This window comes from Enterobacter cloacae complex sp. P38RS, assembly GCF_014930775.1.
Taxonomy (GTDB): domain Bacteria; phylum Pseudomonadota; class Gammaproteobacteria; order Enterobacterales; family Enterobacteriaceae; genus Enterobacter; species Enterobacter bugandensis.
The window spans coordinates 212,654-237,598 of record NZ_JADBRS010000006.1; the positions used below are offsets into that span (position 1 = coordinate 212,654).

Annotated in this window: 25 protein-coding genes and 1 tRNA gene; 17 read left to right on the forward strand and 9 right to left on the reverse strand. The window is 56.3% G+C overall.

The genetic code is table 11. From position 1 onward, the window contains the following. Window positions 1-52 precede the first annotated feature (52 nt). Entirely contained in the window at window positions 53-841 is a 789-nt protein-coding gene (gene fhuF / locus IM303_RS11045) for a siderophore-iron reductase FhuF (protein ID WP_028015426.1), read from the reverse strand. Window positions 842-935: 94 nt separating this feature from the next. Then, window positions 936-2,000, reverse strand: a complete 1,065-nt coding sequence (locus tag IM303_RS11050; RefSeq protein ID WP_048999318.1) for a GGDEF domain-containing protein — start codon at window positions 1,998-2,000, stop codon at window positions 936-938. Window positions 2,001-2,216: 216 nt separating this feature from the next. Here IM303_RS11050 and IM303_RS11055 point away from each other — a divergent pair, with 216 nt between their 5' ends. Then, window positions 2,217-2,486, forward strand: a complete 270-nt coding sequence (locus tag IM303_RS11055; RefSeq protein WP_048959803.1) for a DUF1435 domain-containing protein — start codon at window positions 2,217-2,219, stop codon at window positions 2,484-2,486. A 41-nt stretch (window positions 2,487-2,527) separates the two neighbouring features. On the opposite strand, the gene IM303_RS11060 is transcribed toward IM303_RS11055, so the two are convergent. Beyond that, window positions 2,528-2,614: transfer RNA gene (locus IM303_RS11060), tRNA-Leu, on the reverse strand. 174 nt (window positions 2,615-2,788) lie between these two features. Continuing rightward, on the reverse strand, window positions 2,789-3,817 hold the full coding sequence (gene rsmC / locus IM303_RS11065; RefSeq protein WP_047367286.1) for a 16S rRNA (guanine(1207)-N(2))-methyltransferase RsmC: 1,029 nt from the start codon (window positions 3,815-3,817) through the stop codon (window positions 2,789-2,791). A gap of 102 nt (window positions 3,818-3,919) precedes the next feature. On the opposite strand from rsmC, the gene IM303_RS11070 reads away from it, so the two are divergent. From IM303_RS11070 to IM303_RS11105, 8 genes are all read left to right on the forward strand, one after another. Then, complete coding sequence (locus IM303_RS11070; RefSeq protein ID WP_041911296.1) at window positions 3,920-4,333, forward strand: DNA polymerase III subunit psi; 414 nt, start codon at window positions 3,920-3,922, stop codon at window positions 4,331-4,333. Then, complete coding sequence (gene rimI, locus IM303_RS11075; RefSeq protein WP_028015431.1) at window positions 4,302-4,745, forward strand: ribosomal protein S18-alanine N-acetyltransferase; 444 nt, start codon at window positions 4,302-4,304, stop codon at window positions 4,743-4,745. The genes IM303_RS11070 and rimI overlap by 32 nt, the downstream gene beginning before the upstream one ends. A 19-nt stretch (window positions 4,746-4,764) precedes the next feature. Next, window positions 4,765-5,442 carry a pyrimidine 5'-nucleotidase gene (gene yjjG, locus IM303_RS11080; protein WP_041911295.1) on the forward strand — a complete coding sequence of 226 codons (678 nt, stop codon included), beginning with the start codon at window positions 4,765-4,767 and terminating at the stop codon, window positions 5,440-5,442. A gap of 91 nt (window positions 5,443-5,533) precedes the next feature. After that, window positions 5,534-7,123, forward strand: coding sequence for a peptide chain release factor 3 (gene prfC / locus IM303_RS11085; RefSeq protein WP_028015433.1), 1,590 nt, complete (start codon window positions 5,534-5,536; stop codon window positions 7,121-7,123). Between the two features lie 300 nt (window positions 7,124-7,423). After that, a complete protein-coding gene (gene osmY, locus IM303_RS11090) occupies window positions 7,424-8,041 on the forward strand; it encodes a molecular chaperone OsmY (RefSeq protein ID WP_028015434.1) in 618 nt (205 codons plus the stop codon). 127 nt (window positions 8,042-8,168) lie between these two features. Beyond that, window positions 8,169-8,330 (forward strand): DUF1328 domain-containing protein, encoded by a 162-nt coding sequence (locus IM303_RS11095; protein WP_003856556.1) that lies wholly within the window; start codon window positions 8,169-8,171, stop codon window positions 8,328-8,330. 120 nt (window positions 8,331-8,450) lie between these two features. Next, complete coding sequence (locus IM303_RS11100) at window positions 8,451-9,503, forward strand: patatin family protein (protein ID WP_032644971.1); 1,053 nt, start codon at window positions 8,451-8,453, stop codon at window positions 9,501-9,503. Continuing rightward, the gene (locus tag IM303_RS11105) at window positions 9,500-10,282 is read left to right on the forward strand and encodes a TatD family hydrolase (RefSeq protein ID WP_193359907.1); all 783 of its coding nucleotides are present in this window, start codon (window positions 9,500-9,502) and stop codon (window positions 10,280-10,282) included. Before IM303_RS11100 ends, IM303_RS11105 begins: the two co-directional genes overlap by 4 nt. On the opposite strand, the gene IM303_RS11110 is transcribed toward IM303_RS11105, so the two are convergent. Both IM303_RS11110 and IM303_RS11115 read right to left on the reverse strand, forming a co-directional pair. Beyond that, on the reverse strand, window positions 10,277-11,137 hold the full coding sequence (locus IM303_RS11110) for a YjjW family glycine radical enzyme activase (protein WP_193359908.1): 861 nt from the start codon (window positions 11,135-11,137) through the stop codon (window positions 10,277-10,279). The genes IM303_RS11105 and IM303_RS11110 overlap by 6 nt on opposite strands. After that, entirely contained in the window at window positions 11,112-12,647 is a 1,536-nt protein-coding gene (locus IM303_RS11115) for a YjjI family glycine radical enzyme (RefSeq protein ID WP_049001327.1), read from the reverse strand. Before IM303_RS11115 ends, IM303_RS11110 begins: the two co-directional genes overlap by 26 nt. Window positions 12,648-12,909: 262 nt before the next feature. Here IM303_RS11115 and deoC point away from each other — a divergent pair, with 262 nt between their 5' ends. The 4 genes from deoC (at window position 12,910) to deoD (ending at window position 17,237) form a co-directional block, all read left to right on the forward strand. Then, window positions 12,910-13,689, forward strand: coding sequence for a deoxyribose-phosphate aldolase (gene deoC, locus IM303_RS11120; RefSeq protein WP_032644972.1), 780 nt, complete (start codon window positions 12,910-12,912; stop codon window positions 13,687-13,689). Between the two features lie 103 nt (window positions 13,690-13,792). Continuing rightward, entirely contained in the window at window positions 13,793-15,115 is a 1,323-nt protein-coding gene (gene deoA / locus IM303_RS11125) for a thymidine phosphorylase (RefSeq protein WP_041911290.1), read from the forward strand. Window positions 15,116-15,168: 53 nt separating this feature from the next. Continuing rightward, window positions 15,169-16,392 carry a phosphopentomutase gene (gene deoB / locus IM303_RS11130; RefSeq protein WP_025912138.1) on the forward strand — a complete coding sequence of 408 codons (1,224 nt, stop codon included), beginning with the start codon at window positions 15,169-15,171 and terminating at the stop codon, window positions 16,390-16,392. Between the two features lie 125 nt (window positions 16,393-16,517). Continuing rightward, entirely contained in the window at window positions 16,518-17,237 is a 720-nt protein-coding gene (deoD, locus tag IM303_RS11135) for a purine-nucleoside phosphorylase (RefSeq protein ID WP_003856538.1), read from the forward strand. A gap of 85 nt (window positions 17,238-17,322) precedes the next feature. On the opposite strand, the gene lplA is transcribed toward deoD, so the two are convergent. Both lplA and IM303_RS11145 read right to left on the reverse strand, forming a co-directional pair. After that, window positions 17,323-18,339 carry a lipoate--protein ligase LplA gene (gene lplA / locus IM303_RS11140; RefSeq protein WP_028015442.1) on the reverse strand — a complete coding sequence of 339 codons (1,017 nt, stop codon included), beginning with the start codon at window positions 18,337-18,339 and terminating at the stop codon, window positions 17,323-17,325. A gap of 39 nt (window positions 18,340-18,378) precedes the next feature. Continuing rightward, window positions 18,379-19,023: a YtjB family periplasmic protein gene (locus IM303_RS11145; RefSeq protein ID WP_028015443.1), complete on the reverse strand. Its 645-nt coding sequence runs from the start codon at window positions 19,021-19,023 to the stop codon at window positions 18,379-18,381. 117 nt (window positions 19,024-19,140) lie between these two features. Between IM303_RS11145 and serB the strand changes: the two genes are divergently transcribed. Genes serB through nadR form a run of 3 tightly spaced genes read left to right on the forward strand, consistent with a single transcriptional unit; the run spans window position 19,141 to window position 22,774 of the window. Next, window positions 19,141-20,109: a phosphoserine phosphatase gene (serB, locus tag IM303_RS11150; RefSeq protein WP_028015444.1), complete on the forward strand. Its 969-nt coding sequence runs from the start codon at window positions 19,141-19,143 to the stop codon at window positions 20,107-20,109. Window positions 20,110-20,120: 11 nt separating this feature from the next. Continuing rightward, complete coding sequence (radA, locus tag IM303_RS11155; RefSeq protein ID WP_003856523.1) at window positions 20,121-21,506, forward strand: DNA repair protein RadA; 1,386 nt, start codon at window positions 20,121-20,123, stop codon at window positions 21,504-21,506. 35 nt (window positions 21,507-21,541) lie between these two features. Further along, entirely contained in the window at window positions 21,542-22,774 is a 1,233-nt protein-coding gene (gene nadR / locus IM303_RS11160; protein ID WP_015572616.1) for a multifunctional transcriptional regulator/nicotinamide-nucleotide adenylyltransferase/ribosylnicotinamide kinase NadR, read from the forward strand. Window positions 22,775-22,814: 40 nt separating this feature from the next. Here the strand turns inward: nadR and IM303_RS11165 are convergent, their stop codons facing one another. Then, a complete protein-coding gene (locus IM303_RS11165; RefSeq protein ID WP_049001334.1) occupies window positions 22,815-23,816 on the reverse strand; it encodes a zinc-binding alcohol dehydrogenase family protein in 1,002 nt (333 codons plus the stop codon). Between the two features lie 108 nt (window positions 23,817-23,924). Here IM303_RS11165 and IM303_RS11170 point away from each other — a divergent pair, with 108 nt between their 5' ends. Further along, the gene (locus IM303_RS11170) at window positions 23,925-24,824 is read left to right on the forward strand and encodes a LysR family transcriptional regulator (RefSeq protein WP_049001337.1); all 900 of its coding nucleotides are present in this window, start codon (window positions 23,925-23,927) and stop codon (window positions 24,822-24,824) included. Window positions 24,825-24,945 lie beyond the last annotated feature (121 nt).

The window sequence follows — 24,945 nt, forward strand, 5'->3', positions numbered from 1 at the left end:
TCGAGGTTTTTGTAGGCCCGGTAAGCGAAGCGTCACCGGGCAATTCACTGCACTACTTCAGCGTGCAATCCCCGCACTGCTTAACGTCCGGCAGGCGATAGCGCTGGCAGCAGGTACGGCGTACCAGAAGCCCGTCACGGAGCACAACGGTACGGAATAACGGATTATCGCGACCATCGGAAAGCTGTTTGGCAAAGAAGCAGGACTGGCGCAGGGCCTCCACTTTCTCATCGCCAAGCAGCGGCTTCATTTCTGTTAAATACCAGTGAATTAAATACCCGGTATTACTCCAGATAAGCTTCCCGTTAATCTCGCCCGTTGCTTCAAGTGCCTCTACCACTGGGATCAGGGCCTGGATGACAAGCTGTTCCAGACGTTCCTGAGCAGAGAACTGCTCTGCGCCGCGATCTTCGTGCAGATCAATCCAGAAGCAGGCTGCTCGGCCAGTTTCGTGGAACTCGACGTGAAAATGATCCGGGGAGAGCGCCAGCATGCTCTTTTGGGTTAATACCGCCAGCATGAGCGGGGGAACCATCAGCCCGATATACCACTGTGCCCACAGGGAAAGCAGAGGTTTATTTTCCCGCGTTAGGGTCGGCTGATTGCGATAGATATGGTCGGAATAGGTTGCAAGCAGCGACTGCAGCGTAGAGGGCTGCTGCCACTCAGCGAGCGTCATGGCATGATGCGGGGGCGCTTCATCAAGCCTGATAAAGTCCAGCAGGTGGGCGCGCGTCTTAGCAATCTTGTCCCGTATGGCATCCGCAAGCGACGCATTCCCGCTGGTGAGGGGCGCTCGCCAGAGGAGTGGTTCAACGATGTGTGCGGTATGCGTAGCCATAGTTGAGATAGAAATCTAAATGATAATGATTGCCAATCCTAACTATTGCTCATACCAATGGCAAGACTTTTGTCCTGATTAACCGAAGACGCGCTTAAGCGGTTTGTAGCTCTTCACTCAGCAGAATGTTATTGCGACCTAAATGCTTTGCTTCATAGAGGGCTCTGTCCGCTCTCTCCAGAGCGCTTTCCACGTCCTCATTTTCGAAAATGGCAATACCGATGCTGATGGTGACATTGGTGGCGACGCTTTCGTTGAACAGATGGGGGATTTTCAAATCATAGACTTTCTGACGGATCCGCTCTGCCGTATGGCGGGCGTGTTCAAGTGAAATATTCGTCAGCAGCACCATGAACTCTTCCCCACCGAAACGCGCCACAATATCGCGCGAGCGGACGGCATCACGAATTGCCGCAGAGACGCGCTTCAGCGCTTGGTCACCCATCATGTGGCCATAATGGTCGTTATAGGCTTTGAAGTGGTCGATATCCATCAAAAGAACAAAATGTTCGCCGTTTTCTACAGCCGGCAGGTTCTCCAGACGGCTCTGCAGGCCGCGACGATTATAGAGCCCGGTTAGCGGGTCCATCATACTGAGATCGGTCAGAGTTTCCCGTTCTTCCAGCAGGCGAGAGAGCAGCTCCTGGGCGAAGCGATCGTTGCGCCGTTGCAAAATGTTATGAATAGCAATAGCCACCACAGGAAGTGCGAAAGAATAGGACATTCTTAGCCATATATCCTGGTCACTTAACCACAGGCAGACAATAAAGGCGGGGAGCGAGTGCAGCGTAAATGCTTTGATATTACTGGCGAAGGCCAGCGTTCCGATAAAAAGCACCGTGAGTAAAGCTATTATCAAATACATCGCCTGGTCATGGGTAATTAGCGAAAATTTCGAATCTATTTGCCAGGCCCACAAAATACCAAAGATTGCTGAAACGGCAGGAATATTTATCTTCCGCGCGCGCTTTTTCCAGTGCCAGATGAACAGGCCAGTACTGATCGCGAAAATAGCAATCAGAGGGGCAGAAAACACGCGTACAGAATAGAGCGGGTTTGTTACCGAGAACACGGCTGACGTTGCGTTCAGAAATAAAAATAAACGTAACGATAATTGATATTTTCTTTGAACCAAAGACCGCCAGGATTGTGATGTCATAGTCGTGCGTTTTTATTAAAACTTAATTAAAACAGATGAATAGGTGTGGTTTCGCACTTAATTATGCAAAAAACTCAAAGCGTAATTATAAGAAAAAGTTTATGTGTAGTTAACAGGTGAGCAATTTATCACCTTAGGAAATTTCTGTCATTCTACATAAGGAGAAAGGGCGATTTTTTTTGCTTCACTGCGCTGACAAATGATAATTTTTATCATATGATATTGTTTATCATTATCGTTATGAAAGGGCGATGTATGTTGAACAGGGCGCTGGGAAGTGCATGGGGAGTATTGCTGCCGGGCGTAATCCTTGGCGGTTTGATGTTTGCCGATCTCTCCATCGAAAGCTGGAAGGCCATCATTGTGGCAGGGCTGCTGATGACGTCAGGCATGATCTGGCATAAGCACCTACGCCATTATGTGTTACTGCCATCATGCGTCGCATTAGTCAGCGCAATTCTGGTGATAATGATGAGTTTGAAATAACAGGGAAAATAAGAGGTATTACAGAAGGGAGATAAGATAATTGGTGCGAGGGGGGGGACTCGAACCCCCACATCCGTAAGGACACTAACACCTGAAGCTAGCGCGTCTACCAATTCCGCCACCTTCGCATACCATCGATACTGTAAAAGTATCGTAACCACGGAGGCGCATTCTAGATGTTTTCAGCTTTACGTCAACAGAAAAGTGCGCGCCTTTTATTGATTGCTGCAAAAATGGACGGAATTGCGACGCCTGCTTGCCGGATGGCGCTGGCGCTTATCCGGCCTGCATTGTATGGCGAATTATTTTTTTGCCTGACGCGTCATCACGGTGCGGTAGACCTTAAAGCGGCCCGTCTGGGCGATCACTTCGTGGAAGCCGAAGGTTTCGTCCAGCACTTTCGGGTACGCCAGGAAGGCGTTCGCCACGATGCGCAGCTCGCCGCCGCTGTTGAGGTGACGAGTCGCGCCACGGATCAGGGTTTGCGCAGCTTCGAGGCTGGTTTCCATCCCGTCGTGGAACGGCGGGTTAGAGATGATCATGTCAAAGCGGCCGGTGACGTCAGAGAAGACGTTGCTGGCAATCACATCGCCTTCAATGCCGTTGGCCGCAAGCGTTGCGCGGCTTGCTTCAACCGCCGGGGCGCTCACGTCACACAGGGTTAAGCGCACTTTTGGTGAATGGCTGGCAAGCACCGTTGAAAGCACGCCCGCGCCGCAGCCCACGTCCAGCACTTTGCCTTTGGTGTGCGGCGTCAGGGTGGAGAGCAGCAGCTTGCTGCCCGTATCCAGCGCGTCACGGCTGAAGACACCCGGCAGGGTTTTGATGGTCAGGCCGTCAAGCTGGTACTCGTCCCAGTATGCCTGCGCATCAAACGTTGTCTGTTTTTCCAGACGGCCATGATACAGACCGCAGCGACGTGCGCTGTCGACTTTGGTCAGCGGCGCGTAGGCTTCCAGCATCTGCTCGGCGCTACGGACACCGCTGCGGTTTTCACCGACCACGAAAATATCGCAGCCAACCGGCAGCAGGGAGAGCAGGTTCATCAGCTGGAACTGGGCTTCTGGCTTGTTCTTCGGCCAGTAGTAGATCAGCGTATCGCAGTCGGCAATATCGCTCTGCTCCGCCACCAGGCTGAAGCGTGCGCGCTCGCCCATCTGGCGGCTCAGCACCTGCCAGTGGTGGTAGTATTGGGTGTGGGCACGGCTTTCAGCACAGTCGAAACGCGCGGGCAGGTCATCCTGCATATCTCCGGCAAACAGAATACGGCTTTCTTCGAAATCATCACTGTGACGCAGCAAGACTTCACTTGCCGGGGTAAATGCAGACATGAATTGTTCCTCAATAAACTCAGGCGGGGATTATAGTAGGTAGATGGCGCACTTTCGACACATTTGCTATATTTGCGCGCCTGAGAGACAGGAGTTATCCCTATGACATCCCGACGAGACTGGCAGTTGCAGCAGCTGGGCATCACCCAGTGGGCTTTGCGTCGCCCGACGGCGTTGCAGGGCGAAATCGCCATCTCCATCCCCGCGCACGTTCGGCTGGTGATGGTGGCGGAAGAACTGCCTGCCCTGAATGAGCCCCTGATCGGTGATGTCCTTCGCAGCCTGAAGCTGACGCCCGACCAGGTCTTACAGCTGACGCCAGAACGGGTTGCCATGCTTCCTCCTGATAGCCGCTGTAACAGCTGGCGCATCGGAGAGACAAACGACATCTCTCTTCAGGGGAGCCAAATCAGCTCACCAGCACTTGACGAGCTGAAAGCCAATCCAAAGGCGCGCAGCGCGCTATGGCAACAAATCTGCGAATATGAACACGATTTCTTCCCTCACGACGCCTGACCTGACCGCAGCGTTCGCGATTGAAACACGCGCCCACGCCTTTCCGTGGAGCGAAAAAACGTTTGCCAGCAATCAGGGCGAGCGCTATCTGAACTACCGTCTGGACGTTGACGGCACCCTGGCCGCGTTTGCCATCACGCAGGTGGTTCTTGACGAGGCGACGCTGTTTAACATCGCCGTCGACCCGGCGTTTCAGCGCCGTGGGCTGGGCAGAGAACTGCTTGAGCATCTCATTCGTGAGCTCGAAACCCGCGACGTTTTCACCCTGTGGCTGGAGGTGCGCGCGTCGAATGTCGCCGCCATCGCGCTCTATGAAAGCTTAGGCTTTAACGAGGCGACAGTCCGACGTAACTACTACCCCACCGCAGAGGGACGTGAAGACGCCATTATCATGGCTCTGCCAATTGGATAACGAATATAAGGTTGTAACGATGAAATGGGACTGGATTTTCTTTGATGCCGACGAAACGCTGTTTACGTTTGACTCGTTCGGCGGCCTACAGCGGATGTTTCTCGACTATAGCGTGACCTTCACCGCCGAAGATTTTCAGGACTATCAGGCGGTGAACAAGCCGCTGTGGGTGGATTACCAGAACGGTGCCATCACCGCGTTACAGCTTCAGCACCAGCGATTTGACGTCTGGGCGGAACGCTTAAAGGTCAGTCCGGGGACGCTGAACGAGGCTTTCCTTAACGCCATGGCCGATATCTGTGCGCCCCTGCCGGGCGCGGTTTCCCTGCTGAATGCGTTGAAAGGCAAGGTGAAACTGGGGATCATCACTAACGGCTTCACTGCGCTGCAGCAAATCCGCCTGGAGCGCACCGGCCTGCGCGATCATTTCGATGCGCTGGTGATCTCGGAAGAGGTCGGCGTGCCGAAACCGGATCCGCGAATTTTCGATTATGCGCTGGCGCAGGCCGGTAATCCCGACCGCGATCGCGTGCTGATGGTGGGTGATACCGCAGAGTCTGATATTCTTGGCGGTATGAAGTCAGGTTTGTCGACCGTCTGGCTGAATGCGCATGGCCGCGTGAAGCCTGAAGGCATCGAGCCAACCTGGACCGTAACGTCATTGACCGAACTGGAGCAACTCCTGTGTAAACAATGATTGCCTGCCCCCCGTTGATGGGTAAAATAGCCGCAATTTTGTATTCCATGATGCGTGGCGTGCTGCCGCGCTTATAAAAGAAGATTTAATTATGACGTTGTCTCCTTATCTGCAAGAGGTGGCCAAGCGCCGTACTTTTGCCATTATCTCGCACCCGGATGCCGGTAAAACGACCATCACCGAGAAGGTGTTGCTGTTCGGACAGGCGATCCAGACTGCGGGTACCGTTAAAGGCCGTGGCTCCAGCCAGCATGCAAAATCTGACTGGATGGAGATGGAAAAGCAGCGTGGTATTTCGATTACCACCTCCGTGATGCAGTTCCCGTATCACGACTGCCTGGTGAACCTGCTGGACACCCCGGGGCACGAAGACTTCTCCGAAGATACCTACCGTACCCTGACGGCGGTGGACTGCTGTCTGATGGTGATCGACGCCGCGAAGGGTGTAGAAGATCGTACCCGCAAGCTGATGGAAGTTACTCGTCTGCGCGATACGCCGATCCTCACCTTCATGAACAAACTCGACCGTGACATCCGCGATCCGATGGAGCTGATGGATGAAGTGGAAAACGAGCTGAAGATCGCCTGTGCGCCAATCACCTGGCCAATTGGCTGCGGTAAGCTGTTCAAAGGGGTTTATCACCTCTATAAAGACGAAACTTACCTGTATCAGACCGGTAAAGGCCACACCATTCAGGAAGTGCGCATTGTGAAAGGTCTGGACAACCCGGATCTCGATGCCGCCGTTGGCGAAGAGCTGGCCGCGCAATTGCGCGACGAGCTGGAGCTGGTGAAGGGTGCGTCTCACGAGTTCGACAAAGAGCTGTTCCTGAGCGGCGAAATTACCCCGGTCTTCTTCGGTACCGCGCTGGGTAACTTCGGCGTTGACCACATGCTGGACGGTCTGGTGGAGTGGGCACCTCAGCCGATGCCGCGTAAAACCGACACCCGCGAAGTGGAAGCGAAGGAAGAGAAGTTCACCGGCTTCGTCTTTAAAATTCAGGCCAACATGGACCCGAAACACCGCGACCGCGTGGCCTTCATGCGCGTGGTGTCCGGTAAGTATGAGAAGGGCATGAAGCTGCGCCAGGTGCGCATCGGTAAAGATGTCGTGATTTCCGACGCGCTGACCTTTATGGCGGGCGACCGTTCGCACGTTGAAGAGGCGTATCCGGGCGACATCATCGGTCTGCACAACCACGGTACGATCCAGATCGGCGATACCTTCACCCAGGGCGAGATGATGAAGTTCACGGGTATTCCGAACTTCGCACCGGAGCTGTTCCGTCGCATTCGTCTGCGCGATCCGCTGAAGCAGAAACAGCTGCTGAAAGGCCTTGTTCAGCTCTCTGAAGAGGGCGCCGTGCAGGTATTCCGTCCAATCGCCAACAACGATCTGATTGTCGGCGCGGTCGGTGTGCTTCAGTTCGACGTGGTGGTTGCGCGCCTGAAGAGCGAGTACAACGTGGAAGCGATTTACGAATCGGTCAACGTGGCGACCGCGCGCTGGGTTGAGTGTTCTGATGTGAAGAAATTCGAAGAATTTAAGCGTAAGAACGAAATTCAGCTGGCGCTCGATGGCGGCGACAACCTGACCTATATCGCGCCAACGATGGTCAACCTGAACCTGACGCAGGAACGTTATCCAGACGTTCAGTTCCGCAAAACGCGCGAACACTAATCCCCTCCCGGAGCACGGCAATCGCCGTGCTCATCTTTTATTCCTGTCTTATTAGTCCCTTGCGGAATGTTCTTAATTCACCGCAAATTCACGCTATTCGCGCGTTTTTTACGCAATTCTGAAAGCGGCATTGTGAGAGTGATCTATATTTAACTCAGTGTTTAGCACCGGGCATGGATGAATTAACTGTTCAATGCATGTCGATTGGTTCTCCATTTCACCCGTGTGTTTATTCGCGATATATAAAACTACTAAGGAAGTATTTAGCCCGAATAACGGGTAAAACACAGGAATACATCGATGAATATGACAAGACTGAAGATTTCTAAAACTCTGCTGGCTGTAACACTGGGTAGCGTTCTGGTTAGCGGTTCCGCCCTGGCGGAAAGCAGCACCATGGATAAAGCACAGTCCACGGCCGACACCGCAGGGCAAAAAATCGATAGCTCTATGAATAAAGTCGGTAATTTCATGGACGACAGCTCTATCACAGCAAAAGTGAAAGCCGCACTGGTGGATGATGAAGCCATCAAGAGCACCGATATTTCCGTTAAGACCGACAAAAAGGTCGTTACCCTGAGTGGCTTTGTTGAAAGCCAGGCCCAGGCCGAACAGGCTGTGAAGGTGGCGAAGGGTGTAGAAGGTGTCGCATCCGTGAGCGATAAACTGCACGTTCGCGACGGTAAAAACGCCTCGGTGAAAGGTTATGCCGGTGATGCCGCTACTACCAGCGAAATCAAAGCTAAACTGTTAGCAGATGACATCGTGCCGTCTCGTAAGGTGAAAGTGGAAACCACCGATGGCGTGGTTCAGCTTTCCGGTACGGTTGATTCACAGGCGCAAAGTGAACGCGCCGAGTCAATTGCGAAAGCCATTGATGGTGTTAAAAGCGTTAAAAACGATCTGAAAACGAAGTAATTCTGGACCATTCGCCCGTAAGGTTTAACCCTGCGGGCGAAATAAGAACGACTCTGGAAAAACGCCGGTGAGTGACCTGAGCGCTCACGTTTAGCGGCCGACATTAACTATGGTAAAGGAGAAGCTTATGTTTCGTTGGGGCATTATATTTCTGGTTATCGCGTTAATTGCCGCCGCATTGGGCTTTGGTGGTCTGGCAGGTACAGCGGCATGGGCAGCTAAAATTGTCTTCGTCGTCGGTATTATTCTGTTCCTGGTCAGCCTGTTTACGGGTCGTAGACGTCCGTAGCAAACGCAATATTCCTTCAACAAAATAAAGCCAGTCACTGCGACTGGCTTTTTCTTATTTGCGTTACAGGTCGGGTGCGTTACTGTGGAGTGATAAAATAATCAAAACAGGAAAGCAGAGGTGGGGCAACGAATTCCCGTTACGCTCGGCAATATTGCGCCGCTGACGTTAAAACCATTTAGTGCGGGTCAACTCGCACTGGTCTGCGAGGGGGGAGGACAGCGCGGCATTTTCACCGCCGGCGTGCTGGATGAATTTATGCGCGCGCAGTTCAACCCGTTTGACCTCTACTTCGGCACGTCCGCCGGGGCGCAGAATCTCTCTGCCTATGTCTGTAACCAGCCCGGCTACGCGCGAAAAGTGATCATGCGCTTCACCACGGCGAAAGAATTTTTTAACCCGGTGCGCTTCGTGCGCGGCGGCAACCTGATCGATCTCGACTGGCTGCTGGAGTCGACCTCCAGCCAGATGCCGCTGGCCATGGATACCGCCGCCCGCCTGTTTGATAGCGGCAAAGAATTCTGGATGTGCGCCAGCCGGGGGGATGACTATTCGCCGGGCTATTTCTCACCGCAGAAGGAGAACTGGCTCGACATCATCCGCGCCTCCAGCGCTATTCCCGGTTTTTATCGTACCGGCGCGCTGCTGGATGGCATCAGCTATCTGGACGGCGGCATCAGCGACGCGGTGCCGGTGCAGGAAGCCGCGCGACGCGGGGCGAAAACTATCGTGGTGATCCGTACCGTTCCGTCGCAAATGTATTACACCCCCCAGTGGTTTAAGCGGATGGAGCGCTGGCTGGGCGACAGCAGCCTGCAGCCGCTGGTGAACATCGCGAAGCAGCATGAAACCACCTACGGCGCGATGCAGCGCTTTATTGAAAAACCCCCGGGCAAGCTGCGCATCTTTGAAATTTATCCGCCTAAGCCGCTGCTGAGCATGGCGTTGGGCAGCCGGTTGCCTGCGTTGCGTATGGATTACAAAACGGGGCGGCTGTGCGGGCGTTACTTCCTGGCGACCGTCGGGAAAATGCTGGCCGAGCAACCGCCTCTGCATCGGCATAAACGCATTATTACGCCACCTGCAATTGTCGCCAATGACGCCCTGACCATGCCGCTGGTGGACATTCCGCAGGCGAATGACGCTTTATTAGATAACGAGGATCTGGCGTGACGCACCGCTTTGTTGATACCCACTGCCACTTTGATTTCCCGCCGTTTACGGGGAATGAAGCGCAAAGCATTGCGAAAGCTGCCGAAGCCGGCGTGCAGGCCATCATTGTGCCGTCGGTTGAAGCGGCCTATTTTACCCGCGTGCTGGATCTTTCCGCGCGATACTCCGCGCTTTATGCCGCGCTCGGCCTGCATCCGATTGTGATTGAGCGCCATCGTGATGAGCATCTTGAAGAGCTGGATCGGGTGCTGCAACGTGCAGGAGAGAAACTTGTCGCCATCGGCGAGATCGGCCTCGATCTCTATCGCGAAGATCCGCAGTTTGAACGCCAGCAGACGATCCTGGACGCGCAGCTTCGGCTGGCAAAGCGTCACGATCTGCCGGTGATCCTCCACTCCCGACGCACTCATGACAAACTGGCGATGCACCTGAAGCGCATCGACCTGCCGCGAAGAGGCGTAGTGCATGGTTTTTCCGGCAGCCTGCAGCAGGCGCAGCGTTTTATTGAACTGGGCTATAAAATTGGCGTCGGTGGCACCATCACCTATCCGCGCGCCAGTAAAACCCGTGACGTAATGGCGCATCTGCCTCTCTCTGCGCTGTTACTGGAAACGGATGCCCCCGATATGCCGCTGAATGGTTTTCAGGGGCAGCCGAATCGCCCGGAACAGGCGGCGCGGGTGTTTAACGTGCTGTGCGAACTGCGTCAGGAACCTGAAGAGGTCATTGCCAGCGCGCTGCTCGAAAATACCCGTTCGGTTTTTGGTATCACGCTATAGATAAAGCGCCGGACGAATCACCGTTATCTTCTGTTTTTCCAGCGCCCGCGCCAGCGGTTCAATATCCTCCTGCGTGGCGCTGCGCCATGACGCCGCCTCGCCGTAGATCCCGTGTGCATGAAACGCGTTAATACGCACCGGAACATTCCCCAGCTCGAGGATGAACGCGATCAACGGTTTGATATGTTCCAGATAATCACACTGTTCCGGGATGACCAGCAAGCGTAGCTCCGTCAAACGGTGACGGTCTGCCAGCCAGCGAATGCTCTCCTTAATCTGCGGGTTTTCGCGTCCGGTCAGGAAGCGGTGATATTCATTCCCCCACGCTTTGAGGTCCAGCATTGCGCCATCCAGCACCGGCAGCAGTTTTTGCCAGCCGGTTTCGCTTAGCAGACCGTTGCTGTCTACCAGGCAGGTTAAATGATGTAGCTCAGGATCGGTTTTGATCGCGGTAAACAGGGCGATCAAAAACGGCAGTTGGGTTGTGGCTTCGCCGCCGCTCACGGTGATCCCTTCGATAAAGGGCGCGGATTTACGGACCTGAACGAGGATCTCGTCGACGCTCAGGCGGTGCGCCATGGGCGTGGCCTGCTGCTGGCACAGGCGCAGGCAGGTGTCGCACTGCTGGCAGTGACTCTCCTGCCACCAGACGCGTCCGGCCTGAATGGTCAGCGCGTCGTGCGGGCAGTGGGGCACGCAGTCCCCGCAGTCGTTGCAGCGCCCGATGGTCCACGGGTTGTGGCAGGTTTTGCAGCGCAGGTTACAGCCCTGCAGGAACAGCGCCAGGCGGCTGCCCGGCCCGTCCACGCAGGAGAAGGGGATGACCTGACTAACTAAAGCGCATCTGCTGTTCATGGCTTATCACGCGCGGCTGACGTTCCAGAATACGGGTATTGCGTGCGGCCTCTTCCCCCAGCCACGTGGTGTTCGTTCTTGAACCCGCTTCCCGGTATTTCTCCAGATCCGACAAGCGAACCATATAGCCGGTCACGCGTACCAGATCGTTACCGGCCACATTCGCGGTGAACTCACGCATACCGGCCCTGAACGCCCCCAGGCAAAGCTGAACCACCGCCTGCGGATTGCGTTTTACCGTCTCATCCAGCGTTAAAATATCGCTGATCCCGGAATGATAGTGTTTATGGTGCGGCGCTACGGCCAGCAGATGACTGACAGGATCCGGCTCGTCACCGTACGGCAGACGCGCCCCCGGCGTGGTGCCCGAATCGGAGCTGATGCCTGACTGGGCGTGCAGCATCGCGCGATGCTTCCAGCCGTGCTTCACCGGCGTATTTTCAACAAACGCCGCAAGCTGTTCGCTGATGCGATAACCCAGCGCGTTGGCCTGCTCGTCTTTCCCGTAACGCCCCGCCATGCCTGCTTTCTCACACAGTACGTTCACCGCTTCGGCAAGACCGTACATGCCAAACATCGGCACAAACCGATCGGCATCAATCAGCCCCTCTTTCACCAGGAAGCTATTCTCAAAGAAGCCGGATTGCCCGTACAGAAAATTGCAGCGCGCATCGATGATGGCGATTTGCTGCTGGCAGTAGTGCGGGAGCGAGCGGGTGAAGAAATCGTCAATGGATGTGCTGTGTTCGGCGATTGCCTTGAGGTTAAGGCGCACCAGGGTGCTGCCACCGCCCGCCAGCGGCAGAGAGTTGTAACAGCTCACCACGCCAAAACGGCCTTTTGTGAAAATTTTATCATTCACTGGGCCGTTTGAAATATGCGGTTTGCTGCATTCACAAATGTTTTTTGCCACCTCAAGCAGTAAATCGTCTGGGGTGATCTCAGGATCGTAGATAAAGGTCAGATTGGGCGCAACCTGCTTCAGTTCAGCATCTGCACGCAGAATGGCACGGGTGACAGGGCCGTCGGCGGGCCCGATGTTGGCGTGCATAAACGCATCGGGCAGCGTTCTGTCGAGATAGCGCCAGAAACGTTTTATTCGGCTATCGATTTCTTCTTGTGTTAGAATTCTAACATACGGGTTCAGTAGTGCATCAAGCTGCCCCAGATAGACCGGCATTGATGTCACTGAAGGAACATGGTGATAGAGAATAGTTAACAGAGAGAGGGCGTCATCAAGATCTTTCGCGCCTTCCAGCTCCAGCCATTCCGAACCGTTAGCCAGGAATTTTTCATAATCCGGCAGCACGTAACGCGGTTTGTAGGGGGCATGACCTTCGTACATGTCGCAGATAAACCCCTCGTCCAGCGCGGCGCGGGCGGCCGGAGATAGCATCGGGTAGGGCAGATAATTTTCCGCTTCCAGCGCCAGAAAATGACGTTTTTGCTCCGGGGTTAACAGCGGGCTTGTCACAATGTGCTGGCAACGTTGTTGCAGGGCGTCGGGCATGTTCGCTTCCTTGAATGTTCTGCGGATGATGAACGGATTGTAGGAAGCCAGCCTGCCGGCGCTTTTGATCCAACAAGGGATATCGCTGCTTTAGTCAGCAATTTGCACGCTAAAGTTTGAACAAGATCTCATTACAGTAATGCAAATTTGTACGCAGTTTTCATTAACTGTGATGAATGTCGAAGTGTGGATGCGGGTGAATGTTAGAATACTCACAGACCCGCAAGGTAAAATTTATACGGCACTGCCGTTGGAGAATGTTATGACCGATTTAACTGCAAGCAGCCTGCGCGCGTTGAAGCTGATGGACCTGACCACCCTGAACGATGACGACACCAATGAAAAAGTCATCGCCCTGTGCCATCAGGCAAAAACGCCAGTGGGTAACACCGCCGCCGTCTGTATCTACCCGCGCTTTATCCCGATTGCGCGCAAAACGCTGAAAGAGCAGGGCACGCCGGACGTGCGCATTGCAACCGTGACTAACTTCCCGCACGGCAATGACGACATTGAGATTGCGCTGGCGGAAACCCGCGCGGCAATTGCCTACGGCGCAGACGAAGTTGACGTGGTGTTCCCGTACCGCGCGCTGATTGCCGGCAACGAGCAGGTCGGTTTTGACCTGGTGAAAGCCTGTAAAGACGCGTGTGCGGCGGCAAACGTGCTGCTGAAAGTGATCATCGAAACCGGTGAGCTGAAAGAAGAGGCCCTGATTCGTAAGGCGTCAGAAATCTCCATCAAAGCCGGTGCGGATTTCATTAAAACCTCTACCGGTAAAGTGCCGGTTAATGCGACCCCGGAAAGCGCGCGCATCATGATGGAAGTTATCCGCGATATGGGCGTGTCCAAAACCGTGGGCTTCAAACCTGCGGGCGGCGTACGTACCGCGGAAGACGCGCAGCAGTTCCTGGCGATTGCCGACGAACTGTTTGGCGCAGAGTGGGCTGACTCCCGCCACTACCGCTTCGGCGCGTCCAGCCTGCTGGCAAGCCTGCTGAAGGCGCTGGGTCACGGCGACGGTAAGAGCGCAAGCAGCTACTGATTGCCAGACAATGCCGGATGGCGCTTCGCTTATCCGGCCTACAGGATCGCAGGGCGGGTAAGCGTACCCGCCGCCATTCACCCGATTCCGCATGGGGGTTACCGTGTTTCTCGCACAAGAAATTATTCGTAAAAAACGTGATGGTCTTGCTTTAAGCGACGAAGAAATTCGCTTCTTCATCAACGGCATTCGTGACAACACCGTCTCAGAAGGGCAGATTGCGGCTCTGGCGATGACCATTTTCTTCCACGATATGTCGATGCCTGAGCGCGTGTCGCTGACCATGGCGATGCGAGATTCAGGAACCGTTCTGGACTGGAAAAGCCTCAACCTCAACGGCCCGATTGTGGACAAACACTCCACCGGCGGCGTGGGTGATGTGACTTCGCTGATGCTCGGCCCTATGGTGGCAGCCTGCGGCGGTTATGTTCCCATGATCTCCGGGCGCGGCCTGGGCCACACCGGCGGTACGCTCGACAAACTGGAAGCCATTCCGGGCTTCGATATCTTCCCGGATGACAATCGCTTCCGCGATATTATTAAAGACGTTGGCGTGGCGATTATCGGCCAGACCAGCTCTCTTGCTCCGGCAGACAAGCGTTTTTACGCGACGCGTGATATTACCGCCACCGTAGACTCCATCCCGCTGATCACCGCCTCTATCCTCGCCAAAAAACTGGCGGAAGGGCTGGACGCGCTGGTGATGGACGTGAAGGTGGGCAGCGGCGCGTTTATGCCGACCTATGAACTCTCTGCTCAGCTTGCCGAAGCGATCGTTGGCGTCTCCAACGGCGCGGGCGTGCGCACCACCGCGCTGCTGACCGACATGAACCAGGTGCTGGCCTCCAGCGCCGGTAACGCGGTTGAAGTCCGCGAAGCCGTGCAGTTCCTCACAGGCGAATACCGTAACCCGCGCCTGTTCGATGTCACCATGGCGCTGTGCGTTGAGATGCTCATCTCCGGCAAGCTGGCCAAAGACGACGCGGAAGCCCGCGCGAAGCTTCAGGCGGTGCTGGACAACGGCAAAGCGGCGGAGATCTTTGGCCGCATGGTGGCGGCGCAGAAAGGCCCGACCGATTTCGTCGAAAACTACGCGAAATACCTGCCGACCGCGATGCTCAGCAAAGCTGTTTATGCGGATGGCGAAGGTTTTGTCTCCGCCATGGACACCCGCGCGCTTGGCATGGCTGTTGTATCTATGGGTGGCGGACGTCGTCAGGCATCGGACACCATTGATTACAGCGTCGGCTTTACCGATATGGCCCGTCTGGGCGACAGCGTCGACGGCCAACGTCCGCTGGCGGTGATCCACGCGAAAGACGAAGCCAGCTGGCAGGACGCGGCGAAAGCGGTGAAAGCGGCAATATCTCTTGACGATAAAGCACCGGAAACCACACCGACGGTCTATCGTCGTATCACTGAATAGCGGTATACTGATCTGATCGCATTTTTATGAAGCACTAAGTACGGAGAACAATTATGAAACGTGCATTTATTATGGTGCTGGACTCATTCGGCATCGGCGCAACCGAAGATGCAGAACGTTTTGGTGACGTGGGTTCCGATACCATGGGTCACATCGCGGAAGCCTGTGCAAAAGGCGAAGCGGACAACGGTCGTAAAGGCCCTCTGACTCTACCTAACCTGACCCGCCTCGGGCTGGTAAAAGCGCATGAAGGCTCTACCGGTAAAATCGCAGCCGGTATGGACGGCAACGCGGAAGTGGTGGGCGCCTACGCCTGGGCGCACGAGCTCTCTTCCGGGAAAGATACCCCGTCAGGGCACTGGGAAATCGCCGGCGTGCCGGTGCTGTTCGACTGGGGCTACTTCTCCGATCACGAGAACAGCTTCCCGCAGGAGCTGCTTGATAAGCTGGTGAAGCGTGCCAACCTGCCGGGCTACCTCGGTAACTGCCACTCTTCCGGCACCGTGATTCTGGATCAGCTCGGCGAAGAGCACATGAAAACCGGCAAGCCGATTTTCTACACCTCTGCTGACTCCGTGTTCCAGATTGCCTGCCACGAAGAGACGTTTGGCCTGGATAAACTCTACGAGCTGTGCGAAATCGCCCGTGAAGAGCTGACCGAAGGCGGCTACAACATTGGCCGCGTAATCGCGCGTCCGTTTATCGGCGACAAAGCGGGTAACTTCCAGCGTACCGGTAACCGTCATGACCTGGCCGTTGAGCCACCGGCGCCAACCGTGCTGCAGAAGCTGGTTGACGAGAAGGGCGGTCACGTGGTGTCCGTGGGCAAAATAGCGGATATCTATGCCAACTGCGGTATCACTAAAAAAGTGAAAGCGACCGGTCTGGATGCGCTGTTCGATGCCACTATCAAAGAGATGAAAGAAGCAGGCGATAAGACCATTGTCTTCACCAACTTCGTGGACTTCGACTCCTCCTGGGGCCACCGTCGCGATGTAGCCGGTTATGCTGCGGGCCTGGAGCTGTTTGACCGCCGTCTGCCGGAGCTGATGGAGCTGGTGGGGGAAGATGACATTCTGATCCTGACCGCAGACCACGGCTGTGACCCAACCTGGACCGGTACCGATCACACCCGTGAGCACATTCCGGTACTGGTGTACGGCCCGAAAGTGAAGCCGGGCTCGCTCGGTCACCGTGAAACCTTCGCGGACATCGGCCAGACCCTGGCGAAATACTTTGGTACGTCTGACATGGAATATGGCAAGGCCATGTTCTAAACGGATTGGGTGCGGCCTGATGCCCTCACCCCGGCCCTCTCCCACAGGTAGAGGGAGAACAGAATGTAGGCCGGGTAAGGCGTAGCCGCCACCCGGCAAAAACAACAATGTAAAAGGAACTGAAGATGGCAACTCCTCACATTAATGCAGAAATGGGTGATTTCGCTGACGTCGTATTGATGCCGGGCGACCCGCTGCGCGCGAAGCACATTGCAGAAACCTTCCTCGAAGACGTGCGTGAAGTGAACAACGTTCGCGGCATGCTGGGCTTCACCGGTACCTATAAAGGCCGCAAAATCTCCGTTATGGGCCACGGCATGGGTATCCCGTCCTGCTCCATCTACACCAAAGAGCTGATCACCGATTTCGGCGTGAAGAAAATCATCCGCGTAGGCTCCTGCGGTGCGGTGCGTATGGACGTTAAGCTGCGTGACGTGGTGATCGGCATGGGCGCGTGTACCGACTCTAAAGTTAACCGCATCCGCTTTAAGGATCATGACTTTGCGGCAATCGCTGACTTTGACATGGTGCGTAACGCGGTTGACGCGGCAAAAGCGCTGGGCGTTGACGCACGCGTGGGCAACCTGTTCTCTGCCGATCTGTTCTACTCGCCAGAAGGCGACATGTTCGACGTGATGGAAAAATACGGCATCCTGGGCGTGGAAATGGAAGCGGCCGGTATCTACGGCGTGGCGGCTGAGTTTGGTGCGAAAGCGCTGACCATCTGCACCGTGTCTGACCACATCCGTACCCACGAGCAGACCACCGCTGCCGAGCGTCAGACCACCTTCAATGACATGATCAAAATCGCGCTGGAATCCGTTCTGCTGGGCGATAAAGAGTAAGAGCTGTTGTGCCGGGTGGCGGCTTCGCCTGACCCGGCCTACGGTTTTCCAGGCCCGCTAAGCGCAGCGCCAGCGGGCTTTTTTACTAGCGTACTGCCTGCGCAATCCATGCCGATAAGTCCCGCAACTCTTGTTCCTGTTCCGGGAAATCCCCCATTAACGCGTCGCACTCCTGCTGCAGCATATCCGCCCGATACAAACAGCCCTGCAAGCGGGCCGCCAGCGCTTCCAGCGGTGCCGGGTTGAGGCTGTCCGTAAACACCTGCGTACGGGTAATGTGGCCTTTCTCCACGTCAAAGTGCAGCTCCACGCCGCCCCAGGTAAAACGTTCGTCCAGCAGGTGTGAAAACGCCGGAGCCTGGCCGAAGTTCCATTCCCAGCTGCTCTGGCGTGCAAAGGTTTCGGCGAAGTTGGGCAGATCCGGGGTCTTATCCGGCGAAATCACTTCCGCATCCACGCGCTCGCCGTAATGTTCAAAGAACGCTTCACGGATCGCGTCGCAAATCTGCTCGTGCGTAATCCCCGGCAGCAGCTCCACCAGATTCGCCACGCGTCCGCGCACGGAGGTAATGCCCTTAGCCTGGAGCTTTTTCTTATCAGGATTAAGGTAGTTCGCCAGACGGCTCAGGTCGGCGTTCAGCAGCAGGGTGCCGTGGTGGAACCCGCGATCCATCGTTTCGCGGTAGGCGGAGCCGGAGATCTTGCGGTCGCCCTCGGGCGTTTTGACCACGAGATCGTTCCGCCCCGAGGCTTCAGCCGTCACGCCGAGCGCATTGAGCGCGTTGAGCACAATAGACGTAGAGATAGTTTTGTCGTATTCCGGTTTTCCCGCCATAAAGGTAAAGCAGGTATTGCCCAGATCGTGAAACACCGCGCCGCCGCCGCTGCTCCTGCGTGCGAGACGGACGTTGTCCTCTTCCATACGCCGGGTGTTGCACTCTTTCCACGGGTTTTGCGCGCGGCCGATGACCACCGTATCGGCGTTACGCCAGAGAAACAGGACGCGCTGGGTGGCGGGCATCTGGCGGAAGATGCACTCTTCAACCGCGAGATTAAACCAGGGATCGTGAGAGTCAGAGATAAGCAGGCGTAACGTCGTCATGGCAGAGTTCCTTTTCCATATCTTTCGCCTACTTTATCACTATTCCTTCTTCTCGCTCTCTTCGTCTTCGGGAACCGACCTGCTGGCGGTCAGCAGGAACGGCGACTGCTGCCAGCGGGTACGCTTGCCCTGAAGCAACGTGCGCGCCAGCACGACGCCAATCGCCAGCGAGAGTAACAGCATCAGGCGCAGAATATTGGTGGTGTTATCCACCTGCTTAGCTTCTGTTGGCAGGGTGTGGGTATCCAGCGTCAGGCGCAGATACCCCAGCGGGCCATTTTTACCCTGAACGGGTTCGACAATCTGCTGGTTGAAATAGCCTCCGGCTTTTTTGCCGTCCAGCGCCAGCCTGTCGCGCACGTCGACGTGCTCACCGGCGCGGGCAATCAGGTCGCCTTTTTCATCGTACACGCCCGCATCCAGAATGCGGCTGTTTTCCGTGAGCTGACGCAAGACCTGGCCTATCCGCTTATCGTCCGGCGTTTCATTGCGCATCAGGGGCGCAACGTTGAGCGTCACCTGACGCGCCAGGGTACGGGCCAGCTCTTCAAACTGCGGGTTGCGCTGTCGCTGATGATTCTGGCTAAACCACGATGCCCCTTGCATCAATGCGACTAACAGTGCGAGACAGATCAGGACAATCACGGCGCGATGAAGCCGGAATTTCAGTTTTGCGCGAGCCATATTCCACCTGCTGAAAATTTAGGGCTTAATGTTGCCAGAAGTGATGGTTACAGGGTAGCCTCATGCGTTATTTTCCCTCTGGAACCTTCCGGCGCGAACAAAATTACAGGAGCTTTAATGCCGAACATTACCTGGTGTGACCTGCCAACGGATGTCTCTTTATGGCCAGGATTGCCGCTCTCGTTAAGTGGCGATGAGGTGATGCCTCTGGATTACCACGCTGGCCGTAGCGGCTGGCTGCTGTACGGACGCGGCCTGGATAAGCAACGCCTGACCCAGTATCAAACCAAACTGGGCGCGGCGATGGTCATTGTCGCCGCCTGGTGCGTGGAAGATTACCAGGTCATTCGCCTCGCGGGTTCCCTGACGCAGCGCGCCACGCGTCTGGCGCATGACGCCGGGCTGGACGTTGCGCCTCTCGGCAAAATTCCGCACCTGAAAACGCCGGGTCTGCTGGTGATGGACATGGACTCCACCGCTATTCAGATCGAATGTATTGACGAGATCGCTAAACTGGCAGGCAGCGGCGAGCTGGTGGCGGAAGTCACCGAGCGTGCGATGCGCGGCGAGCTGGACTTCACCGCCAGCCTGCGCCAGCGCGTGGCGACCCTGAAAGGGGCCGATGCTAACATCCTGCGCCAGGTGCGCGACGTGCTGCCGCTGATGCCGGGGCTGACGCAGCTGGTGCTGAAGCTCCAGTCCCTCGGCTGGAAAGTGGCGATCGCCTCCGGTGGCTTTACCTTCTTTGCGGATTATCTACGCGAGAAACTGCATCTGACCACGGTGGTCGCTAACGAGCTGGAAATCATGGACGGCAAGCTGACCGGCCAGGTGATCGGCGATATCGTGGATGCCCAGTACAAAGCCAATACCCTGACGCGCCTGGCGGAAAAGTATGAGATTCCGGTCGAGCAGACCGTCGGCATTGGCGACGGCGCGAACGATCTGCCAATGATCAAAGTGGCTGGCCTTGGCATTGCCTACCATGCCAAACCAAAAGTGAATGAAAAGACGGAAGTCACTATCCGTCACGCTGACCTGATGGGGGTGTTCTGCATTCTCTCCGGCAGCCTTAATCAGAAATAACGAGGTAAACCGTGGCGAAAGCTCCAAAACGCGCATTTGTCTGTAATGAATGTGGTGCGGATTATCCGCGCTGGCAGGGGCAATGCAGCGCCTGTCATGCCTGGAACACCATCACCGAAGTGCGTGGTGTGGCGGCTTCGCCGAGCGTGGCCCGCAATGAGCGCCTGAGCGGCTATGCGGGCAATGCAGGCGTGTCGAAGGTGCAAAAGCTTTCTGATATCAGCCTGGAAGCGCTGCCGCGCTTTTCCACCGGCTTCAAAGAGTTTGACCGCGTGCTGGGCGGCGGCGTGGTGCCGGGCAGCGCGATTCTGATCGGCGGTAACCCGGGGGCGGGGAAATCGACCCTGCTGCTGCAAACGCTCTGCAAGCTCGCCGAACAGATGAAAACCCTGTACGTGACGGGTGAAGAATCCCTCCAGCAGGTGGCGATGCGCGCTCACCGTCTCGGCCTGCCGACCGGTAACCTGAACATGCTGTCGGAAACCAGCATCGAGCAGATCTGCATGATCGCCGAAGAAGAGCAGCCGAAGCTGATGGTGATCGACTCCATCCAGGTAATGCACATGGCGGACATTCAGTCCTCGCCGGGCAGCGTGGCGCAGGTGCGTGAGACCGCCGCTTACCTGACGCGCTTTGCCAAAACGCGCGGCGTGGCGATTGTGATGGTCGGCCACGTTACCAAAGATGGCTCTCTGGCGGGTCCGAAGGTGCTCGAACACTGTATCGACTGCTCGGTGATGCTCGACGGCGACGCGGATTCCCGCTTCCGCACCCTGCGCAGCCACAAGAACCGCTTCGGCGCGGTGAACGAACTGGGCGTGTTTGCCATGACCGAGCAGGGGCTGCGCGAGGTCAGCAACCCGTCGGCCATCTTCCTGAGCCGCGGCGATGAGATCACCTCCGGCAGTTCGGTAATGGTGCTGTGGGAAGGGACGCGCCCGCTGCTGGTTGAAATTCAGGCGCTGGTGGATCACTCGATGATGGGTAACCCGCGACGCGTGGCGGTCGGTCTGGAGCAGAACCGCCTGGCGATCCTGCTGGCGGTGCTGCACCGTCACGGCGGCCTGCAGATGGCGGATCAGGATGTGTTCGTCAACGTGGTTGGCGGGGTGAAAGTCACTGAGACCAGCGCGGACCTGGCGCTGCTGCTGGCGATGGTCTCCAGCCTGCGCGACAGACCGCTGCCGCAGGATCTGGTCGTCTTCGGTGAAGTGGGTCTGGCCGGGGAAATCCGTCCGGTGCCGAGCGGCCAGGAGCGTATCTCCGAGGCGGCAAAGCACGGCTTCCGTCGGGCTATCGTTCCGGCAGCTAACGTGCCGAAAAAAATCCCGGAAGGGATGCAGGTCTTTGGCGTTAAGAAACTCGCAGATGCGTTAAATGTCTTTGACGACTTATAATTACGTATTCGATTTTGCAGGAGGCACCGTAATTTATGTCATCATTTGACTACATCAAGACCGCGATCCGCCAGAAGGGCTGCACGCTGCAGCAGGTGGCGGACGCCAGCGGCATGACCAAAGGCTACCTGAGCCAGTTGCTGAACGCCAAAATCAAAAGCCCCAGCGCGCAGAAGCTTGAAGCGCTGCACCGCTTTCTGGGGCTGGAGTTCCCGCGAATGCAAAAGAACATCGGCGTGGTGTTCGGCAAGTTTTATCCGCTGCATACCGGGCATATCTATCTGATCCAGCGCGCCTGTAGCCAGGTGGACGAGCTGCACATCATCATGGGCTACGACGAAACGCGCGATCGCCAGCTCTTTGAAGACAGCGCCATGTCGCAGCAGCCCACCGTACCGGACCGCCTGCGCTGGCTGCTTCAGACCTTTAAGTACCAGAAAAACATTCGCATTCATGCCTTTAATGAAGAGGGCATGGAGCCGTATCCGCACGGCTGGGACGTGTGGAGCAACGGCATCAAAGCGTTTATGGAAGAGAAGGGCATTGCGCCTAACTGGATCTACACCTCTGAAGAGTCCGACGCGCCGCAGTTCCGCGAGCATCTGGGCATCGAGACGGTGCTGATCGACCCGAAACGCACCTTTATGAACATCAGCGGGGCGCAGATCCGAGAGAACCCGTTCCGCTACTGGGATTATATTCCGACCGAAGTGAAGCCGTTCTTCGTGCGTACGGTGGCTATTCTGGGCGGCGAGTCGAGCGGTAAATCAACGCTGGTCAACAAGCTGGCGAACATCTTCAACACCACCAGCGCGTGGGAGTATGGACGCGATTACGTCTTCTCTCACCTCGGCGGCGACGAGATGGCACTGCAGTATTCCGACTACGATAAAATCGCGCTCGGGCATGCCCAGTACATTGATTTCGCGGTGAAATACGCTAACAAAGTGGCGTTTATTGATACCGATTTCGTCACCACGCAGGCGTTCTGTAAAAAGTACGAGGGGCGCGAGCACCCGTTCGTGCAGGCGCTGATTGACGAATACCGCTTTGACCTGGTGATCCTGCTGGAAAACAATACCCCGTGGGTGGCCGACGGCATGCGCAGCCTCGGCAGCTCGGTGGACAGGCGCGAATTCCAGACCATGCTGGTGGAGATGCTCAACGAGAACAACGTTGAGTTTGTGCACGTTGAAGAGTCAGACTACGACTCCCGTTTCCTGCGATGCGTCGAGCTGGTGAAGGAGATGATGGGGGAGCAGGGGTAATAACTTCCCCCTCGCCCTTTTGGGGTGAGGGGGGAATACCTCAGAACTCAACCACCACCTTCCCGCGCATATGCCCCTCCAGCACCTTACGGTGCGCTTCGGTAATGCTTTCCACGCTCAGCCCGTGCAGGGTTTCGCTGAGCGAGCTTTCCACCACGCCGTTATCCACCAGCTTCGCCACCTCATTGAGGATCTCACCCTGACGCGCCATATCAGCCGTCTTGTACATGCTGCGGGTGTACATAAACTCCCAGTGCAGGGCGGCGGATTTGGACTTCAGCTTGTCCTGGTTCAGCGGATGTTCATTCTCAACGATGGAACAAATATGCCCCTGCGGCGCAATCAGTTCACTGACCGCATCCCAATGCCCGTCGGTGTCGTTGAGGATGAAAATATAATCCACGAAGGTAAGTCCCTGCTTCGCCAGCTCGCCTTTTAGATCGCGGTAGTTGACCACTACGTCAGCACCGCGATCGCGGCACCACCGGGCGGAATCTTCTCGTGAAGCGGTTGCGATAATCTTCACCTTGCTGTTGTGCTTCGCAAACGGGATCGCCAGCGATCCCACGCCGCCCGCGCCGCCGATGATCAGCAGGGTTTTGTCCGCTTCGGCGTCCTGAATATTCAGCCGTTCAAACAGACCTTCCCACGCGGTGAGCGCAGTTAAGGGTAGCGCAGCGGCTGCCGCCCAGCCGAGGCTGGCAGGTTTGTGGCCGACAATGCGCGCATCTATCAGCTGATGAGTGGTATTGCTGCCCGGGCGGGTGATGTCGCCCGCGTACCACACCTCATCACCTGGTTTGAAACCGGTGACGCCAGCTCCAGCGGCTTTGACGACCCCGCTGGCATCCCACCCCAGAATTCGCGGCTCGTTCAGCCCATTTTTGGCGATGCCTGCATGCACTTTGGTATCAACCGGGTTAATCGATACGGCTTTCACCTCTACCAGCAGATCGTGTTCGCCAGGCGTCGGCATCGGCGGGGTGATTTCAATGAAGGTGGACGGATTTTCTGGGTTAACGGCAATGGCTTTCACTGACATGGTGTGCTCCTCAATGGAATGCGTTTTGTTGAGGCTAGTCTATTAAGTGGCCAGCCGCATGATAAGATGGACAATCATGAACTCAGCGTTCGTACAGGGTGAACAATCATGTTTAAACAGCTGCAGGATATGGCGCTGTTTGCGCTGGTGGCGGAGATGGGCAGTTTTACCGCGGCGGCGCAGAAAGCCGAACTGCCGAAATCCAGCGTCAGCCAGCGGATCAGCCAGCTGGAGCAGCAGGTGGGGATCCGTCTGCTGAATCGCACCACGCGTAGGATCAGCCTGACGTTCGCGGGCGAGCACTATCTGGTGCATTGTCGCGAGATGCTGGCTGCCAGCGAGCGGGCGGAGTACGCCATTCAGCGCCTGCGTGAAAACCCCAGCGGCCGGCTGCGTATTACCTGCCCGGCGGGGATTGGCGCGACCCTGCTGGCGCATATGAATGCCGAGTTTCAGCTTCGCTATCCTGACGTGTCGCTCGATGTGTCGATCTCTGACGACGTGGTGGACCTGGTCGAGTCCGGTTTTGACGTGGCGCTGCGCACCGGCAAGCCGCAAGACTCCTCTCTGATAGGCAGAATGATCGGGCACTGCCCGCGCTACATGCTGGCCTCGCCGGATTATCTGGCACGCCGGGAGCCGTTAATCCATCCCCGACAGCTGGTGGAGCACCGCTGTATTACGCACAAGGCGTGGTCGGAGTGGCTGCTGCGAAGCGAGGGTGAGGATTACCGCTACCTGCCGGACAACGGCCACATGACCGATAATCTGGTGTACGCCCGCGAATGCGCGATTGCCGGGGCGGGGATCACGCTGCTACCCGCATTTCTGCTGGAAGATAAGATCGAAAAGGGGGCGTTGGTTCAGGTGCTGCCGGAATGGCGCGTTGAAGGTAACGATCTCTGGCTGGCCTATCCGAGCCGGAAGCTGAATTCGCCCGCGCTGATGAGCTATATCGACTTTGCGATGCAGTTTGATGAGGTGAAGCGGTATTACGTGGGTGGGTGATGTTGTGCGGCCTGATGCCCTCACCCTGAATAAAAAACGGCAACCGAGGTTGTAATGCCGATCAGTTAAGGATCGGTTGACCGATCCAGTGGCTGTGTAAGAATCCGGAAATGCTCACCCG